The organism is Nocardia niigatensis NBRC 100131, assembly GCF_000308655.1.
Taxonomy (GTDB): Bacteria; Actinomycetota; Actinomycetes; order Mycobacteriales; family Mycobacteriaceae; genus Nocardia; species Nocardia niigatensis.
Window position 1 is genome coordinate 135,729 of the sequence record NZ_BAGC01000041.1, and the last position, 16,026, is coordinate 151,754.

Sequence of the window (16,026 nt, forward strand, 5' to 3'; positions counted from 1 at the left end):
ATCAATCGGTGATGGTGGTGACCTGGCCGTCGGTATCGATCTCGGTGCGGCGGTCCTCGTCGGGGGCCGTCGCCAGCACCGTGGCCAGCACGTGCCGGCCCAGCGGCAGCACCCGGACGGTGATGCGGCCGGCGTTGGTGGCGTCGAGTTCCTTTGTAGCGGCGTCGATCACGCGTTTGCGCACCCATTCGGGCACGCCCGCGAAACCGCCGTCGTCCAGCAGCACGACCTCCACGCCGCGCGCCCGCGCACCCCGCGCCGCGCCGCTGAGTTCGTCGGTGACCAGCTGCGGCGCGCGCAGGCCGTCGCGGAGTTCGGCTTCCAGTAGCCGGCATTCCTCGCGTTCGGCGGCGGTCAGCTCCGCGCCCTCGGCGATGCGTTCCAGGATCGGGCGGGCGACCCGGTCCAGGCGGGCGAGCTGACGGGTGCGCTCACTGTCGGCGGCGGCCATGGTGGCCTCGGCCGCGGCGCGCATCATGGCGTCCTCGCGCAGGATGCGCAGCGACCGCTGCATGGGACGCATGACAGCGGTGAACACCGAGATGGCGGTGACCGTGCCTACCGGGACCATCGAACCGACCAGGGTGCCGGGTTGCAGATGCGAGCCCAGACCGAGGGTCACCAGCACGACCGCGACGGCGAGGACGCCGACCCACGCGGTGCGAATCCGCCCGCGCAGCACCAGGACCGCGAGCACATAGGACGAGGCGAAGGCCGACCACACCGACTCGTTGGGCAGATCGTGGGCGGGGGTCATGACCGTCAGGGCGGTGGCGACCGGCGGTGCGGCGGCCGCGTACAACGCCACCGGAATCGGCAACGGGTCCACCGGGATCGCGGTGACCAGCGCGCCCGCGCTGAGCATGAGCACCAGGCTGGCGAAGGCCGCCCACGGCGGTGACTGGCCGAAATTGCGCAGCATGTACAGCGCGATGACGGCTTCGAGGATGAGCAGGAACAGCCAGGCGGCGCTGCCGCGCAGGCCGAGCAGATCGCGCAGCCCGAAACGGGGTTCCAGATCGATGGCGGAGCTGTCAGCGGGACCCATCGCCACCCCACACGAGTGTCACGGTGGTGCCCTCACCAGGCTGGGATTCCACGAAGGCCGAGCCGCCCGCCAGCTGCCGCATGCGGCCCAGGATGCTCATGGAGATGCCGAGCCGGTCGGCGGAGACGGCGGCGAGGTCGAATCCCGCGCCGTTGTCGGCGAACACGATGCGGATGCTGCCCGCGCTGACCGTGGCGGTCACGGTGCGCCGCACCTCCCGGCCCGGAACCGCGGCATGGCGCAGACTGTTTCGCACGGCCTCGACGAGCGCGGCGGCGATGGTGCTGGCCGAGTGCATGGGCATGCGCAGGTCGTCGTAGCCGGGCCAGGTGCGAGTGGCGAAGCGGATGCCCGGATTGATCTCCTGGACCGCGGCGCGCAGGAACAGCACCGCCGAGCGGGCGTCGAGCAGGTCGGGATCGCGTTGCGCACCGCGGCATTCGTCGAGTTGTTCCAGGGTGCGTTCGGCCTGGCGCTGCAGCACATCGGATTGGGTGCCGGCGCGGGAGGCCTCGAGCAGGGTGGAGAGCACGGCGTCGTGAATGAGGGCGGCGAAGCGGGCGCGTTCGCGGTCGCGGGCCAGGGCGGCGGCCTGGGCGGCGGCGCGGCGGCTGGCGATGGCGGATTCGCGGTCGACGCGGGCCGCGGCGCCGGTGGCGGCGGTACCGCACCAGACGAACAGCGCCGCCAAACCGGCTGAGCGCAGGAAGTTCTCGGTCACATGCTGCGGTGTCACCGTGCTGACCGTGTACACGGTGGCCAGGGCCGCCGAGGTCGCGGCGGTCAGCAGGTAGATCACTGTCATACGGCTGGACCAGGCCAGGACCGCCGCCGTGACCGCCAGCGCGGTCACGCGGTACGGCCACACCGTGGTGGCGTCCACCGTGTGAATTTCCAGTCCGAATGGGATGGAGGCCAGGGCACCGAGGAAACTCACGGCGGCACAACCGCACACGAAGCGGATGGCCCGCGGGCTCGACACCGCCGACACCACGGCGATGATCGGATACCAGCCGAAGGCCAGCACCACCGCGGTCACCGTCCACCAGGCCGGCGCGTACCGGCCCTGTTCGGCGACCTCCGGCAGTTCGACGCCGCCGACGATGATGCCCGCGATGCCGATCGAGATGCCGAGCCGCCGCATGATGCGGTCGTAGGCGGCGGTGGCCGGATCCTCCCGCATGGTGAGGCGGCTGCCGAAACGCTGGATGAAGGCGGCGAGCGAGGGCATCGGCCGGGACACGGCCGGGGTTTCCAGGGTGCCCGAGGCCGTCATGTGCGCGGATTCCGCTCGGGAACAGGCAGCCACCCGTCCTCGACGGCCCGCTTGTAAAGATCGGTCTTGGTGGGGGCCGGGCGTCCGGCGTCGGCGTACTTCTGCCGGATGCGGCCCAGATAGTCGTTGACGGTCTGCTCGGACAGGCCGGTCATGCGGGCGACCCGCGAGGCCTTCTCACCCGAGGCGTACAGCTGCAGCACCTGCTGCTGACGCGGACTCAACCCGACGTCCGACAGCTGCGGGTCGCCGTCGATGGCGGCGGCCCAGTCGGTGGTGACCACCTGTTCACCGCGCGCGGCCCGGCGCACCGCCGCGACCACGGTCGGCATGTCCTCGGATTTGCGCACCACACCCAACACGCCCGCCCGGGCGGCCGACCGCACCATGAACGGGTTGTCCGCCCCGGTGAACACCAGCACCTCGATCCCCCGCGCCCGCAGCGCCCGCACATTGTCGTCCGGTGAGGACCCGTCCGCGAGCCGCAGATCCAGCACCACCAGATCCAATTGCGCGCCCGCCGACAGCAATTCGGCCACGGTCCCCGCCGTGATCACCAGTTCCAGATCGGCTTCCGGGGCCAACATGGCCGACAACCCGATCGCCACCGACTCATGGTCCTCGACCAGCCCGATGCGGCGTATCCCCGACTCTTGCGCCTCCACGGCGGCCGTCACCTCTTCCCACACTCCCAAGTGACGTTCCCTGAGAACGCCCCCTCGAGTATGACCGCCGAGCGGCCGAATATGTCAGCCACCAGAAATCGGGGGAGGTCCCCTCACCCCATCAGCTGCGCGGCGACGGTGGCCCCGAGCTCCCAGCATCGCTCGATCTCGGCCTTCTCCGGCTTGCCCGAAATGATCACCGGCGCGGCCGCTTTCTCCCAGCCGAGCCCGGTGGTCGCGCTCTCGACGCTACGCTCGGCCCCTTCGGTGCCCTGATTCCCGTGGATGTACAGCCCGTAAGGCCGACCCCTGGTCGAATCCAGGCACGGGTAATAGAAGGTGTCGAACGCGTGCTTGAGCGCTCCGCTCATATAGCCGAGATTCGCCGGCGTCCCCAGCAGGTACCCATCGGCCGCGAGGACATCACTCGCGGTCACGCCCAGGGCCGCCCGGCGTACGACATCGACGCCTTCGATCTCGGGATCCGTCGCCCCCGCGACCACCGCTTCGAACATCTCCTGCATGAACGGCGACGGCGTGTGGTGAATGATCAACAGAGTCGGCACATCCCGAGCCTACTGACCTCTGTGCTCGCGGCTCGTCGTGCCGATGGGTCGAGCGTTGCTCCCGCTCCGGTCTCGGTGAGGACGCCGCCCTGGGCATCGAGCGGGGCCGGTGCCGATGGCCGGACCACTTCATTCAGCGTGCCCCGGCCCGGCCGCGCACCTGCCGGTAGCCGTCATGGATCGACGTGATGGTGTCAGGTTACCGGCACGCCCGCTGATGGCTGCTTTGCCGGAGAAATATTGGAACAACCCTCCGTTGGAGACGTCGCTCCACTCCTGGCGACAACGGGCGGGGTCGGCAACGAATTCGTTCTCGATCGGATCGCCCATCACACGCTCGGCCTGCCCACGCAGGCGTAGCGCGGGTGCGGTAAACAGACTGCAACATCTGCGTGAACTTCCAATGCGGTGTGGCCGAGTCGGCCTCGGGTTCAATGTGCTCGTACGCGGCAATTGGCAAGGGCGGCAACGGTTGAACGCGGATCGCGCGGACCCATGCCGGGCGACACCAGAGTTCGCTGCGCCTTCATCCTGATTGGGGTAGGCTTCCCCCGTGTTCGAAACACGTTCCAGCGAAACATATCTCATGGGCCGCTGCGTCCGGGGTGTGTGCGCTGAATGTTGCCTCGACACGGGGGTGCTGCGGGTGCGCTGATGACGGCGTCGGCGTATCTCCTTGCCAGGCAAGCAGATACGCATGCCACCAGCATTCCAGCAGCAAAACCGACCGTTCTCGATCCTGGGTGATCGTCGTGCCGAGGCTCGTAGAGATGCTCGTGTTCCATCCGTTCATGGGAGCTACACCTTGGTAACTTATGTTTTCCGGGCGCGTGTTGTTCCGGAGTCGTCCGCGCACAGGGCCGAGGGCGCATGAAGCTGTATTCGCCCGAGTTCGCCGCCGACCCCCATGCCGCCTACGACCGCATGCGGCGCGAGTCCGGCCCGCTAATCCCCGTCGAAGTGGCCTCGGGAGTGTCCGCGACCCTGGTGATCGGATATCGTGCGGCACTGCGCATTCTGAGTGATCCGGACCGTTTTCCAGCCGATCCGAGAACCTGGGAGTCCAGCCTCCCCGAGAACTGTCCGGTTTTGCCGATCATGGAGTGGGGCACGATCGGCTCCGGGGCGGAGGAGGAACACCGCACCCGCTATCGGCCGGCCTATCTCGAGACGCTGCGCGATGTCGACCTGTTCACCCTGCGGCATGAGGTCGAGGCCCTCGCGGTGCCGTTGATCAACGAATTCTGCGGCGCCGGAAAGGCCGATCTGCTCGACCAGTTCGCGATGCCGCTGACCGTACGAGTGATCAACAATCTGCTCGGTCTGTCCACAGAGGTGGGCGAGCGGGTGTTCACCGCCATGGCCGTGCTGCGCGACGCCCCCGACGAGGAGACCTCGGACCGCTACAACCAGCGCCTGACCGGAGACCTGCTGGAGGCGGTCACGGCCAAGCGGCGCGAACCCGGCTCGGACGTGATCTCGCGGCTCATCGCGCACCCGGCCGGGCTGGACGACGCCGAGATCGTGGCGCAGCTCGCGGTACTGTACGCCCGCGGCAGCGAACCCACCTGGAATCTGATCGTCAACACGGTGCTGTTGATGCTGACCGACAACCAGTTCCACGATGACCTGCTGGCCGGCGCGCTACCGGTCCGGGACGCGATCGACGAGGCGCTGTTCGCCAATCCCCCGCTGGCCAATTCGTGCGCCCGCTATCCCCGGCAACCGCAACTGGTCGAGAACGTGTGGCTGCCGGGCGATCAGCCGGTGGTCATCAGTTCGACCGGCTGCAACTCCGATCCGGCGGTCGCGGGCGACCGCATCGGCAACCGCTCCCACCTGGCGTGGGGCGCCGGGTCACGGGCGTGCCCGGGCCAATCCGTGGCCATGGTCATCGCGCAGGAGGCACTAGATCAACTGCTGGACGCGCTGCCCGAGATCGAATTGGCCATGCCCGCGGACCAGCTCGAGTGGCGGCCGAGTTCCTTCCACCGCGCGCCCGTGACGGTCCCGGTGATATTCCCGCCCGGCCTGCCGCTGGCCGTTCCGTAAGGACTCAACTACCGAAAAGCCTTCGCCACCAAGGTCGTTCGATGGTCGGCACGGGTGCCGACCCGGCACCGGCACCGGCACGGGGCGGCCGGGCGGATTCGCGTGCGGCGCGCCAGGTTTCGACGACCTCGTCGACCTTCAAGGGGCCGATGGGGACATGGGGACCGGTCGGCATGCGCAGATACTGAACGATGCGGTCGTTGAGTGCGGTGACGGTGGCGCGAACTTCGCGCTCGGACACCATGTCTCGGACCGTGTCGTCGATGCGCTCGCGTTCCCGGCGCAGGATGATCGATTCCGGGAGGAGCGCGTCGGCGGTCGCGCCCTCGCGCTTCAGATAGCTTCGGAGCCACCAGTCTTCGTCGGCGGCGCCGGGCGGGATCGGTCGGCCCGCGCCCTTCAGGTTGTCGAATTCGCCCCGCTCCGTTGCCTCGCGGACCTGTTTGTCGATCCATGATTCGAAGGAGACCCCGGGCGGTTTGCGCTCGGTCATGCCCCGATCCTACCGATCGCCGGGAAACGACCGGATCACTTGTCGGCGCGGTAGGGGTCGAAGACCGTCATGACCAAGCGGTGGGAGGTGGCGACGGCGTGGTCGGCGTCGCCTTCGGCCAGGCCGAGCAGTGGGTCCAGGCCGGAAACGTGCGGGGCGAGGGCCAGGTGGGGAAGCATCAGGAGCAGCAGCGAGAGCAGGGCCTGGGTGTCGGCATCGGGGCGGAGGGCGCCCACCGCCGACGCCGCGTCGAAGAGGGGCCGCAGCACGGCCAGGTAATGACGGTTGACGGATTCCCGGACCGCGGTGCGGGCCACCGGGTCGGGTTCCAGGTTGGCGGCCGCGGTCATCGCCCGCTCCAGGGGATGGTCGTAGAAGTAGCGGATCCAGGCTTCCAGCAGCGACTCGAGGGAGCCGAAGAAGTCGCCCTCCCAGTCGAGTTCGCTCGCGGTCGCCTCGATGGACGCGCGGATCCTCTCGCTGGACAGTTCCGCCAGGTAGACGTACATGTCGGCCTTGTCGGCGAAGTACTGGAACAGACTGCCCTTGGAGACGCCGGCCTCGCGGCAGATGGTGTTGAGGCTGCCGCCGCTGAAACCGCGGGCGGCGAATTCGGCCTCGGCGGCGGCCACCACGGCGGCCCGGCGCGGCGCGGGGAGCCGGTCCCATGTTCCTGTCGGCATCGCCGACCTCCTCTGCCCGCGGGCTATTGACTGTGCGACGGATTACATCCTACTGTGACCAGTGGTCATATGACCACCGGTCATAAAGGAGTCCGAGTCATGTCCATCAATTCCAACGAACCGAGGGTGTGCGTCATCGGCGCGGGCTCCGCCGGTATCACCGCGGTGAAGGTGCTGGCCGAGCGCGGCATCGACGTGGACTGCTACGAGCTGTCCGACCGGGTGGGCGGCAACTGGGTGTGGGGTAACAGCAACGGGGTGTCGGCGGCCTACCGGTCGCTGCACATCAACACCTCGCGTCAGCGCATGGAGTTCAGCGACTTCCCCATGCCCGCGCACCTGCCCGATTTCGCTCGTCACGATCAGATCGCCGACTACTTCGACTCGTACGTGCGGCATTTCGGGTTCGGTGACCGCATCCGGTTCCGCACCGGGGTCGACCACGTGCGGCCGCGGCCCGACGGCACCTTCGAGGTGACCCTGTCCACCGGCGAGACCGTCGACTACGACGCGGTCCTGGTCGCCAACGGCCACCACTGGGATCCCCGGCTACCCGAGCCGATGTTCCCGGGCGCGAGCGAATTCCGCGGCGAGATCATGCATTCGCACGCCTACACCGAGGAAGCGCAGCTGACCGGGAAGCGCGTCGTGGTGCTGGGCATGGGCAACTCCGCGATGGACATCGCCGTCGACGCCTCGTATCACGCTGCCGAGACCTATCTTTCGGCGCGCAGCGGGGTGCACGTGATCCCCAAGTACGTGTGGGGCCGGCCCTACGACCGGATCGGGGGCGCGGAATGGTTCCCGTCGTTCCTGCGCTGGCCGCTGGCCCGCAGGCTGATGGCCGCTGCGACCGGGCCGATGACCCGCTACGGGCTGCCCGCGCCGGATCACAAGTTCGCGCAGGCGCATCCGACCATGTCGAGCCGGATCCTGGACCGGCTCGCGCACGGGGCGATCACGCCGATGCCGACCATCGATCGCTTCGAGGGCGACGAGGTGGTGTTCACCGACGGCCGCAGGGTGGCCGCGGATCTGGTGGTGTTCTGCACCGGATACAAGATCAGCTTCCCGTTCTTCGACGCCGACTTCCTGGATCCGTCGGGTGACAATCGAGTGCGCCTGTACCGCCGCGTCTTCCACACGCAGGTGCCGGGCCTGTACTTCGTCGGGCTGGTGCAGCCGCTGGGCGCGATCATGCCGATCGCCGAACGCCAGGCCCACCTGATCGCCGACCACCTGCAGGGCCGCTACCACCTGCCCGGACCGGCCGAGATGGACCGGGAGATCACCGCGCACCAGCGTGGCATCCAGCGCCGGTACGTGGCGTCCAAGCGCCACACCATCCAGGTCGATTTCGACGACTACATGCGCGATCTGCGGCTGGAGCGCCGCCGTGGCGCGCAGCGGCCGGGCGGGATCTACCCCGTCGATCGCCCGACCGCGAGCGTCGCCGCCCGCCGTGCCCGCGACGCCGAGGTGGTGGCGTGATGAGCGAGAACACCACGGGCGCAAGCGAACACGATGTGCGATTCCCGTCCGAGGACGGATCGCACTGTGCTGCGACCCTCTATCTGCCCGAGCACCGGCCCGGGTCCAGGCCGCCGGTGATCGTGATGGCGCATGGGCTCGGCGCGATCCGCGCCATGGGCCTGCCCGCCTTCGCCGAGCGTTTCACCGCCGCCGGATACGCCTGCCTGGTCTTCGACTACCGCCATTTCGGCGACAGTGAGGGCATGCCGCGGTATCTGCTGTCGACCCGCAAACAACGCGCCGACTGGGCGGCCGCGATCGCCTTCGCGCGGTATCTGCCGCAGGTGGACGGCGACCGAATCGTGGCCTGGGGCACCTCCTTCGGCGGCGGGCACGCCATCTATACCGCGGCTCAGCGCCCGGCCGGGCTGGTCGCGGCCATCGCCCAGTGCCCGTTCACCGACGGCCTCGCCTCCACGCTGGCCATTCCGCCGGTCAACTCGGTGAAGGCCACCCTCGCCGGTGTCCGGGATGTCGCCGGTGCGCTGTTCGGCCGCGCGCCGCACATGATCACCACGGCCGGGGCCGTGAACGGCACCGCGCTGATGACCGCGCCCGACGCCGAATCCGGTTATCTCGCACTGGTTCCGCCCGGCGCGGACTTCCGCAACGAGGCCGCGGCCCGCGTCGTCTTCGACATCCTGACCGATCGGCCCGGCCGGCTCACCGGCCGTATCGAGGTGCCAATCCTGTTCTCGGTGTGCGAAACCGATTCCGTCGCACCGGCGAAGCCGACGCTGCGCTATGCGGCTCGCGCGCCGCGCGGTGAGGTCCGCACCTACGCCGACGGGCATTTCGACATCTACCGCGGCGCGGCGTTCGATCGAGTCGTCGCCGACCAGGTCGATTTCCTGCGCCGCCGGGTCCCGGTGCTCGCCGAAGGAGACCGGCCGGCATGACGGGACGCACCGTACTGCTCGGCGCCACCGGTTATACCGACGATCTCGTGCTGGAGTCGCTACTGCGCCGGGGCATCGAACCGGTTCTGGCGGGACGCAATCGCGCGACTGTCCGGGACCGGGCCGAACGCGCGGGCGGCCTGGAGTACGCCGTCGCGGATGTCTCCGCGCCCGCGAGCATCGCAGCCCTGGTCGGCCGTGGCGATGTGCTGATCACCACCGTCGGACCGTTCGAGCGGTTCGGCTATCCGGTCGCGGAGACGGCCGCGGCGGTCGGCGCCCACTACATCGATTCCACCGGTGAAGTGGGGTTCGTGCGCGAGCATCGGACTCATCCCGGTATGAATCGTCGGGCATGCTGAGGCGATGGCGGGGTTCAGCATGGAACGGGATGCGCAGCGGCTCGACTATCGGCTGATGGCAGGCGGACCGGTACGGTCGATACTGGACCGGGAACTGGTCGAGACGACCGCCGGGTGGCTGCAACGCCACGGGTACGACGTCGTGACCGTCGACGCATCATGGCTCATCCCGGCGCATATGTTCCGCGACCTTGGTTCCGCACTCGGCTATGTCTGCCACGACCGGTGGGAATGCCTGGACGAGGGGCTGGGTGAGCGGGTGCGGGAGGCGCGGGCGAGGTCGGCCGAATTGGCGATCGTGCTCACCGATTTCGAGGTGTTCGCTCGCGCCTGCCCCGAGCCGGCGTCGACCCTCCTCGGCCTGATCGCCGGGACAGCCTGGCGGGCAGCACTGTTCGGTCATCGGGTGATCTGCCTCGTGCACGGGCGACGCGACGTGATCCCTCGGTACCCGACGATGGTCCTGCCTTGGCGCGAGACCATTCCGCCGGCCGACTGCGGCTAGCGAGTTTCGTTGCGTTCCAAGGCTTCCGCGGTCTCTCGGGCGTTGTCGACCGTCAACGGGTTCTCGCTCGGTTCGGTGTGAAATTCGACGGTGTAGAAGCGGACTTCGTGGCCGTCCGGGTCGTGGAGTTCGGGGAGGATCCAGCCGATGGTGGCGAAGTGGACGCCGGCGTGGGATTCGCCGAGGGCACTCAGGTGGGCGGCCAGTGTCTCCATGGCGGGGCGATCGGGGACGCCGATCGAGAAGTAGTCGAATCCGGCTGCGGCGGCGGCCTTTTCGGGATCGAGGCGGAGGCCGAGCATGGGGCCGCCGGCCGGGTGCTGCAGGGCGACGCCCCTCAGGTCGCCCTGCTCCCGGAATTCGACGCCGACGGTGTAGCCGAGGCGGGTGCGGTACCAGTCGATGGAGCGGGTCAGATCGGACACGGGGAGTTTGAGGTGATGCACCCCGGCGAGTATGGGGATCATCGCTGCTATCCTTTGCAGTACCAGTGTAATGATGCAGCATCACTGTAGTGATGCAGTAAGGATGCAGCAGATGAGTCCGGGTGTCAAGAAGACCTCCCCGCTCTGGGATGCCCGCAAGGCCGAGACCGAGCGAAAGATCCTCGACGCCGCACGGCAGCTGTTCATAGCCGACGGGTACGCCGCCACCTCCCTGGCCGCGGTCGCCGAAGCGGCCGAAGTGGGTTCGCGGACGGTCTATCTGCGCTTCGGGTCCAAGGCGGAATTGCTGAAGCGGACCATCGACGTGGCGATCGTCGGGGACACCCAGGACATCGACCTCGCGCACCGCGACTGGCATATCAGGGCGGGCACCGCGCCCACCCTGCACGAGCGGATCACCGCCTACGCGCGCGGCGCCCGCGAACTCATGGAGCGCGCCGCCCCGCTGATCGCGGCCGCCGTCGCCGCCGAGGCCAGCGAACCGCTCATCGCCGAGGCCGCGCAGGCCGGGCGCGCCGCCACCCAGCAGCACATCGCCGACCTCTGGCGGCGCATGCACGCGGACGGGATGCTGCACCCGGACGCGGATCTGGACTGGATCATCGCCACCCTCGGCCCGCTCGGCCAGGCCGATACCTACAACCTCCTGATCCGCACCCTGGGCTGGGATCCGGACGCCTACGAGCAGTGGCTGTCCGGCACCTGGCTGCGCATGGCGACCACACCCTCTACGCTTCCGGAAGCCTGATCCACGCTCCACGCTTCGAGGAATGCCATGCGGCCCACCCGGCGCTCACTGAGAATCGCCCACCTCATCGGGATCGCCGTCGGCCTGGTGCTGCTGACCGCCGGAATCGTTCGGCTGTTCCTGCCGCTGGAATGCCGCGGCCACGCGCTGGAACCCGGGCAGGAGTGCCACGACACCGCCAAAGGCCGGGCGGTGGTCAGGACCTTCGACGAGCAACGGTCCCTACGGAATTCGACGGACGGATTCCTCATCGTCGGCGGCCTGGTGGTCGCGGCCGGTTCCGCGGTACTGCTGCGCCGCACCACACGCGCGTAACCGCGGCCATTTCGCCAGGATCCGCGGGCACACTGAGGACATGGATCCTGTCGTCGCGTTGCGGATGATCGCGTTCTTCAAGGACCGGGCCCGGGAGGATTCCCGGCGGGTGATGGCCTATCGCAATGCCGCCGACATCGTCGAGGGCCTCGACGACGCCGAGCGGGAGCGGCTGGGCCGGGCCGATGACTGGCAGTCGCTGCCGGGCATCGGGCCGAAGACGGCGGCGGTGATCGCGCAGGCGTGGTCCGGCCGTGAGCCGGATACGCTGGTCCAATTACGCACCACGGCAAAGGATCTCGGCGGCGGCGAGGTACGGGCAGCCTTGAAGGGCGACCTGCACGTCCACTCGAACTGGTCGGACGGCTCGGCCTCCATCGTGGAGATGATGGCCACCGCACAGGCTATCGGTCACGAATACTGTGCCCTCACCGACCATTCCCCCCGCCTGACCGTCGCCAACGGTCTCTCCCCCGACCGCCTGCGCCGGCAACTCGATGTCATCGACGAGATCCGCGACCGGTTCGCTCCCATGCGCATCCTCACCGGCATCGAGGTCGACATCCTCGACGACGGCGACCTCGACCAGGAACCCGAGCTCCTCGACCGCCTCGACATCGTGGTCGCCAGCGTCCACTCCAAGCTGAAAATGGACGCCGCCGCCATGACCCGCCGCATGGTGCGCGCGGTCTCCGGCGGTCGCGCCACCGTCCTCGGCCACTGCACCGGCCGCCTCGTCGAAGGCAACCGCGGCACCCGCCCCGAATCCAAATTCGATGCCGACCAGGTCTTCTCGGCCTGCCGCGACCACAACGTAGCCGTCGAGATCAACTCCCGCCCCGAACGCCGAGACCCACCCACCCGTCTCCTGAAACAGGCCCTCGACCTCGGCTGCCACTTCGCCATAGACACCGACGCCCACGCCCCCGGCCAACTCGACTTCCTCGGCTACGGCGCCCAACGCGCCCTGGACAACAGCGTCCCCACCGACCGCATCATCAACACCTGGCCGACCGAAAAACTGCTGAGCTGGGCGGGGTCATAGCAAGGGCTACATCGGCCCCGCAGTCAGCGCGGGCAGGTCGACCGAAAGGCCTTGTTCGCGAACAGGTCGTCGATCCAGGACGACCACTGGGAGACGACCGCGGCGGGAGCGTCGTGACCGCCGGAGACCGTCAGGTCGTGGACCGGGGTGCCGAGGGTGCACATCTTGGAGACGGCCGCCGCGGACCAGGCGGTGTCGACCAGCTTGTCGGCGTCGCCCCGGACGATGTAGGTCGGCAGCGGGGTGACGGATTTCGGCAGGTTGGTGCGGGATTGGAGGTCGATGAAGGGCTGGGCCGCGGCGTCGTCGGCGAAGCGGACTTCGGCGGGAGTCGCCGCGGCGCCGAGTGCGAGGTCGGCGGGGGTGAGATTGCCGGTGCAGGTGGATTCGAGACGCGGTGCGGCGTCGAGCAGGTCGCCGTGCAGGAGCTGGTCGTCGCGGTAGCCGGGGGTGGAATAGCGCACCGCGGCAAGCACATACGGGATGATCAGATACTGGTCGGGAGCATTGAGGGCGGCAGACCGGACGGTGTCGACCAGCAGGAGTTCCAGGGCGGGCGACAGCAGCACGACGCCGTGCAGGTTCAGGTCGGGCGCATAGGCTTTCGCGGTTTCGGCGGCCGATTCGGCGGCCCGGCCACCCTGGGAGACGCCGAGGAGAACGGTGTCGGAGGACAGGCGCAGACCCGCGGAACGCGCGGCCCGGACCGAGTCGAGGACGTCGTAACCCGAGGACCGCGAATCCAGATATGGCGCGTTGCCCGGGCCGTCGAGACCCTGATAGTTGGTCATCACCACAGCTCGATGCCCGGCCAGCAGCTGAGCCACCGTGGGCGCGGAACCGAAGAGGGTGGGCGAATTCGTAGGGGCACAGGCACTGACGACTCCGGAGGTGCCGTGTGCGAAGGCGATGACGGGCCAGCCACCGGCGGGGGCATTGCCGGCGGGCAGGAAGACCGCCCCCGATACCTCGATCGGTTTTCCTTCCGGGGAGGTCGACGTGTAGCGGATGTAGGTGGCCGAGGACATGGCGGCCGTCAGCGCTGGATCGAGATTGCCGAGTGATCGCTGCGAAACCAGCTTTCCGGGCGAATCCGCCGCCGGCTTGGCCGTGTCGGAGGTGGCGCCACACCCGGTCAGAAATAGGGCTGCCAGTACCGGGACCACAATCGCTGCTCGCATGCCACTCCTTCGGATGGGGGTTCGATGACAGCCGCCTCGATCAACTCGAATCTAGCTCGCGTGATCGCCGGGGCCGGAGCGGGGCGCGAGCCGAGCCTCGCAGGCGGCCCAGGCGGCCGGTGAGAGGCGGGGCCGCACGCGCGCGAAGAGGTCGTAGAGCCCGGGCCCGTATTCGGTTGCCAGTTCGGCGTTCTGCGCCAGCACATCCAGCTCATTGGCGACCGTCAGCTCGAGAAATGCCCGGAAGTCCGGCTCGGCGGGCTCGAATTCGATTCCGGTGAAGCGGTCCCGGAAGCGCACCGGATCCATATCGATACGCGGATAGAGACTTCCGCGATCACAGGAGCCGTACTGATAGATCAGCCGCTCGGCCCGCGCGCCGACCAGTTCGACAACCATTGCGCGATCGGATGATTCGACGAGTGAGAGCCCGAATCCGTCGGTGCCGTATACAGCGTGGGCGAGGCCGGTCAGCTGGAGGTCGCCGTCGTGTCCCCACGCCGCGAGGGCGTCGGCGACCCGCCCCAGGTGGGCGAGCAGTGTCCCGCCCGGATGATCGATGGTGTCCGCGCCCCGCTCCCGCAGGAACCGTTCGACACGGTTCCTGCGGGAGGCGAGCGATTCCGGCTCCTTCACCGGTTCATTGTCGCTCGGGAACCGGTTCGGCGGCAGGTGCTTTCACAGTGCGCGAGCCCGCCGCTGCTGCCGGAACAGGATGGTGGACGCCGCCGAGGCCGCCACCGAGAGAGCGGCGAGCACCCCGAACGCGAGGTGGTAGCCCGACACCGGAGCCCACTCGGATAACGTTGCCCGCGAGAGGATTACGGCCACCACCGCCACCGCGACGGCGCCGCCCACCCGCTGCAGGATGTTCACGAAGGCCGTGGCATCGGGCAGTTGCTCGTGCCGGACCGCCGCGTACGCCGCCGAGACCAGTGGCATGGCGCCGACACCGGTGGCCATGCCCGCCGCGAAGAGCAGGGCCTGGATCAGGATTCCGTTGGCCGCGACCGGCAGGAACGCCAGCGGCAGCACGGCGCACGCGATGGCGAGGTTGCCGGAGACCGCGACCCGGCCGCCGCCGAACCGGTCGGTCAGCCGCCCGCCCAGCGGCAGCATGATGATGCCGCCGAGGCCATAGCTGAGCAGGTCGACGCCGGTGCGGATGAGCCCGGTGCCGTGCAGCACCTGGAAGTACAAGGGCAGCAACACCATCACGCCGAACATGGCCCCGCCCGCGAAGAAGCTCGCGCTGGTGGCGGCCCGGAAGGCGGGGTTGCCGAACATCCGGATGTCGAGCAGCGGCCGCGTGCCGCGCAGGGCGCGGGTGATGAAGCCGACCAGGCCGGCGAGCCCGAGCACCACGGGCAGCCACACCGACACCGAGGTCACCGACCCGGTCGTCGCGACCTCGGACAAGCCGTACACGACCGCGGATACGCCGCCGCCCGCGAGCACCAGCCCGAGCACGTCGAGCGGCTGCGTCGCCGCCCCGCTGGTCCGTGGCAGATACCGCAAACCCAGCGCCAAACCGACGAGTCCGAACGGAATGTTGATGAGGAACAACCACCCCCAACTCCAGTGCGCCAGCATGAGCCCGCCGATGGTCGGCCCGATGGCGGGCGCGCCCACGACGGCGATGCCGACCACGCCCATGACCCGGCCCATGCGCTGCGGCCCGGCCGCCTGACCCAGGATCGTCTGCCCGGCCGGGATCATCAGTCCCGCCGCGAGCCCCTGCAGGACCCGCATCCCGATCAGCCAGCCCGCGGCCGGCGCGAACGCGCACGCCGCCGAGGTCACGGTGAAGGCGATGAGCGACCCCATCCACAGCCGGGTCACGCCCACTCGCCGCGCCAGCCAGCCGCACACGGTCAGCGACACACCGAGGGCCAGCAGATATCCGCTGGCCACCCACTGGATCGTGGCGAGCGACGCGCCCAGATCCGCGCCGATGGTGTGCAGCCCGATATTGACCAGCGAGGTGTCCAGCATGCCCATGACCGCGCCGAACACCACCACGCCGGCGGTGCGCCAGACATGCGCGGGAATCTTCTCCGAATCGGCGGGGGCGGGAGCGCGGGCGGGCACGCCCGCGGCGCCGGATGTCCTGGTGTCCGAACGCATTTGCGCCATCGGACCCCTCCTTCAATAGTTGGTGAGCAACTCAATTGCAGAGGTTATCAATGATTGATTTCCTCAACAATAG

At 68.9% G+C, this 16,026-nt stretch carries 18 protein-coding genes; 8 read left to right on the forward strand and 10 right to left on the reverse strand.

Annotated features, from left to right (window positions below):
* Position 1: 1 nt before the first annotated feature.
* The 4 genes from ON33_RS15630 to ON33_RS15645 form a co-directional block, all read right to left on the reverse strand.
* Entirely contained in the window at positions 2–1,048 is a 1,047-nt protein-coding gene (locus tag ON33_RS15630) for a DUF8320 family protein (protein ID WP_040859882.1), read from the reverse strand.
* On the reverse strand, positions 1,035–2,324 hold the full coding sequence (locus ON33_RS15635; RefSeq protein WP_040859530.1) for a sensor histidine kinase: 1,290 nt from the start codon (positions 2,322–2,324) through the stop codon (positions 1,035–1,037). Before ON33_RS15635 ends, ON33_RS15630 begins: the two co-directional genes overlap by 14 nt.
* Positions 2,321–3,019: a response regulator transcription factor gene (locus ON33_RS15640; protein WP_245550545.1), complete on the reverse strand. Its 699-nt coding sequence runs from the start codon at positions 3,017–3,019 to the stop codon at positions 2,321–2,323. Before ON33_RS15640 ends, ON33_RS15635 begins: the two co-directional genes overlap by 4 nt.
* Positions 3,020–3,102: 83 nt before the next feature.
* The gene (locus ON33_RS15645; protein ID WP_040859532.1) at positions 3,103–3,555 is read right to left on the reverse strand and encodes a flavodoxin family protein; all 453 of its coding nucleotides are present in this window, start codon (positions 3,553–3,555) and stop codon (positions 3,103–3,105) included.
* A gap of 870 nt (positions 3,556–4,425) precedes the next feature.
* Here ON33_RS15645 and ON33_RS15650 point away from each other — a divergent pair.
* Positions 4,426–5,607 carry a cytochrome P450 family protein gene (locus tag ON33_RS15650; protein WP_040859534.1) on the forward strand — a complete coding sequence of 394 codons (1,182 nt, stop codon included), beginning with the start codon at positions 4,426–4,428 and terminating at the stop codon, positions 5,605–5,607.
* Between the two features lie 4 nt (positions 5,608–5,611).
* On the opposite strand, the gene ON33_RS15655 is transcribed toward ON33_RS15650, so the two are convergent.
* Both ON33_RS15655 and ON33_RS15660 read right to left on the reverse strand, forming a co-directional pair.
* Positions 5,612–6,100, reverse strand: coding sequence for a DnaJ family domain-containing protein (locus ON33_RS15655; protein WP_040859536.1), 489 nt, complete (start codon positions 6,098–6,100; stop codon positions 5,612–5,614).
* A 35-nt stretch (positions 6,101–6,135) separates the two neighbouring features.
* Positions 6,136–6,783, reverse strand: coding sequence for a TetR/AcrR family transcriptional regulator (locus ON33_RS15660; RefSeq protein WP_040859538.1), 648 nt, complete (start codon positions 6,781–6,783; stop codon positions 6,136–6,138).
* A 99-nt stretch (positions 6,784–6,882) separates the two neighbouring features.
* On the opposite strand from ON33_RS15660, the gene ON33_RS15665 reads away from it, so the two are divergent.
* Genes ON33_RS15665 through ON33_RS15680 form a run of 4 tightly spaced genes read left to right on the forward strand, consistent with a single transcriptional unit; the run spans position 6,883 to position 10,082 of the window.
* Complete coding sequence (locus ON33_RS15665; RefSeq protein WP_218001437.1) at positions 6,883–8,274, forward strand: flavin-containing monooxygenase; 1,392 nt, start codon at positions 6,883–6,885, stop codon at positions 8,272–8,274.
* Positions 8,274–9,215 carry an alpha/beta hydrolase gene (locus ON33_RS15670; RefSeq protein ID WP_040859539.1) on the forward strand — a complete coding sequence of 314 codons (942 nt, stop codon included), beginning with the start codon at positions 8,274–8,276 and terminating at the stop codon, positions 9,213–9,215. The genes ON33_RS15665 and ON33_RS15670 overlap by 1 nt, the downstream gene beginning before the upstream one ends.
* Entirely contained in the window at positions 9,212–9,577 is a 366-nt protein-coding gene (locus ON33_RS15675) for a saccharopine dehydrogenase NADP-binding domain-containing protein (RefSeq protein ID WP_051152265.1), read from the forward strand. Before ON33_RS15670 ends, ON33_RS15675 begins: the two co-directional genes overlap by 4 nt.
* 4 nt (positions 9,578–9,581) lie before the next feature.
* The gene (locus ON33_RS15680; protein WP_040859541.1) at positions 9,582–10,082 is read left to right on the forward strand and encodes a hypothetical protein; all 501 of its coding nucleotides are present in this window, start codon (positions 9,582–9,584) and stop codon (positions 10,080–10,082) included.
* Here ON33_RS15680 and ON33_RS15685 read toward each other — a convergent pair.
* Positions 10,079–10,549 carry a VOC family protein gene (locus ON33_RS15685; protein ID WP_051152266.1) on the reverse strand — a complete coding sequence of 157 codons (471 nt, stop codon included), beginning with the start codon at positions 10,547–10,549 and terminating at the stop codon, positions 10,079–10,081. The genes ON33_RS15680 and ON33_RS15685 overlap by 4 nt on opposite strands.
* Positions 10,550–10,619: 70 nt before the next feature.
* On the opposite strand from ON33_RS15685, the gene ON33_RS15690 reads away from it, so the two are divergent.
* From ON33_RS15690 to ON33_RS15700, 3 genes are read left to right on the forward strand one after another with little or no spacing between them, the layout of a single operon-like run.
* Complete coding sequence (locus ON33_RS15690) at positions 10,620–11,276, forward strand: TetR/AcrR family transcriptional regulator (protein WP_169336812.1); 657 nt, start codon at positions 10,620–10,622, stop codon at positions 11,274–11,276.
* 27 nt (positions 11,277–11,303) lie between these two features.
* On the forward strand, positions 11,304–11,591 hold the full coding sequence (locus ON33_RS15695) for a hypothetical protein (protein ID WP_040859543.1): 288 nt from the start codon (positions 11,304–11,306) through the stop codon (positions 11,589–11,591).
* Positions 11,592–11,631: 40 nt separating this feature from the next.
* Positions 11,632–12,636: a PHP domain-containing protein gene (locus tag ON33_RS15700; RefSeq protein WP_040859545.1), complete on the forward strand. Its 1,005-nt coding sequence runs from the start codon at positions 11,632–11,634 to the stop codon at positions 12,634–12,636.
* 23 nt (positions 12,637–12,659) lie between these two features.
* Here ON33_RS15700 and ON33_RS15705 read toward each other — a convergent pair whose 3' ends face one another.
* From ON33_RS15705 to ON33_RS15715, 3 genes are read right to left on the reverse strand one after another with little or no spacing between them, the layout of a single operon-like run.
* Entirely contained in the window at positions 12,660–13,817 is a 1,158-nt protein-coding gene (locus ON33_RS15705) for a lipase family protein (protein WP_040859547.1), read from the reverse strand.
* A 51-nt stretch (positions 13,818–13,868) separates the two neighbouring features.
* The gene (locus ON33_RS15710) at positions 13,869–14,453 is read right to left on the reverse strand and encodes a DUF6817 domain-containing protein (RefSeq protein ID WP_051152269.1); all 585 of its coding nucleotides are present in this window, start codon (positions 14,451–14,453) and stop codon (positions 13,869–13,871) included.
* Between the two features lie 42 nt (positions 14,454–14,495).
* The gene (locus ON33_RS15715; protein ID WP_245550546.1) at positions 14,496–15,953 is read right to left on the reverse strand and encodes a DHA2 family efflux MFS transporter permease subunit; all 1,458 of its coding nucleotides are present in this window, start codon (positions 15,951–15,953) and stop codon (positions 14,496–14,498) included.
* Positions 15,954–16,026: the final 73 nt, after the last annotated feature.

Bases quoted from the DNA above. Each gene is read 5' to 3' on its own strand.
- ON33_RS15630 (WP_040859882.1), bottom strand. From the start codon at position 1,048: ATGGGTCCCGCTGACAGCTCCGCCATCGATCTGGAACCCCGTTTCGGG.
- ON33_RS15635 (WP_040859530.1), bottom strand. From the start codon at position 2,324: ATGACGGCCTCGGGCACCCTGGAAACCCCGGCCGTGTCCCGGCCGATG.
- ON33_RS15650 (WP_040859534.1), top strand. From the start codon at position 4,426: ATGAAGCTGTATTCGCCCGAGTTCGCCGCCGACCCCCATGCCGCCTAC.
- ON33_RS15655 (WP_040859536.1), bottom strand. From the start codon at position 6,100: ATGACCGAGCGCAAACCGCCCGGGGTCTCCTTCGAATCATGGATCGAC.
- ON33_RS15660 (WP_040859538.1), bottom strand. From the start codon at position 6,783: ATGCCGACAGGAACATGGGACCGGCTCCCCGCGCCGCGCCGGGCCGCC.
- ON33_RS15665 (WP_218001437.1), top strand. From the start codon at position 6,883: ATGTCCATCAATTCCAACGAACCGAGGGTGTGCGTCATCGGCGCGGGC.
- ON33_RS15670 (WP_040859539.1), top strand. From the start codon at position 8,274: ATGAGCGAGAACACCACGGGCGCAAGCGAACACGATGTGCGATTCCCG.
- ON33_RS15675 (WP_051152265.1), top strand. From the start codon at position 9,212: ATGACGGGACGCACCGTACTGCTCGGCGCCACCGGTTATACCGACGAT.
- ON33_RS15680 (WP_040859541.1), top strand. From the start codon at position 9,582: ATGGCGGGGTTCAGCATGGAACGGGATGCGCAGCGGCTCGACTATCGG.
- ON33_RS15685 (WP_051152266.1), bottom strand. From the start codon at position 10,549: ATGATCCCCATACTCGCCGGGGTGCATCACCTCAAACTCCCCGTGTCC.
- ON33_RS15690 (WP_169336812.1), top strand. From the start codon at position 10,620: ATGAGTCCGGGTGTCAAGAAGACCTCCCCGCTCTGGGATGCCCGCAAG.
- ON33_RS15695 (WP_040859543.1), top strand. From the start codon at position 11,304: ATGCGGCCCACCCGGCGCTCACTGAGAATCGCCCACCTCATCGGGATC.
- ON33_RS15700 (WP_040859545.1), top strand. From the start codon at position 11,632: ATGGATCCTGTCGTCGCGTTGCGGATGATCGCGTTCTTCAAGGACCGG.
- ON33_RS15705 (WP_040859547.1), bottom strand. From the start codon at position 13,817: ATGCGAGCAGCGATTGTGGTCCCGGTACTGGCAGCCCTATTTCTGACC.
- ON33_RS15715 (WP_245550546.1), bottom strand. From the start codon at position 15,953: ATGGCGCAAATGCGTTCGGACACCAGGACATCCGGCGCCGCGGGCGTG.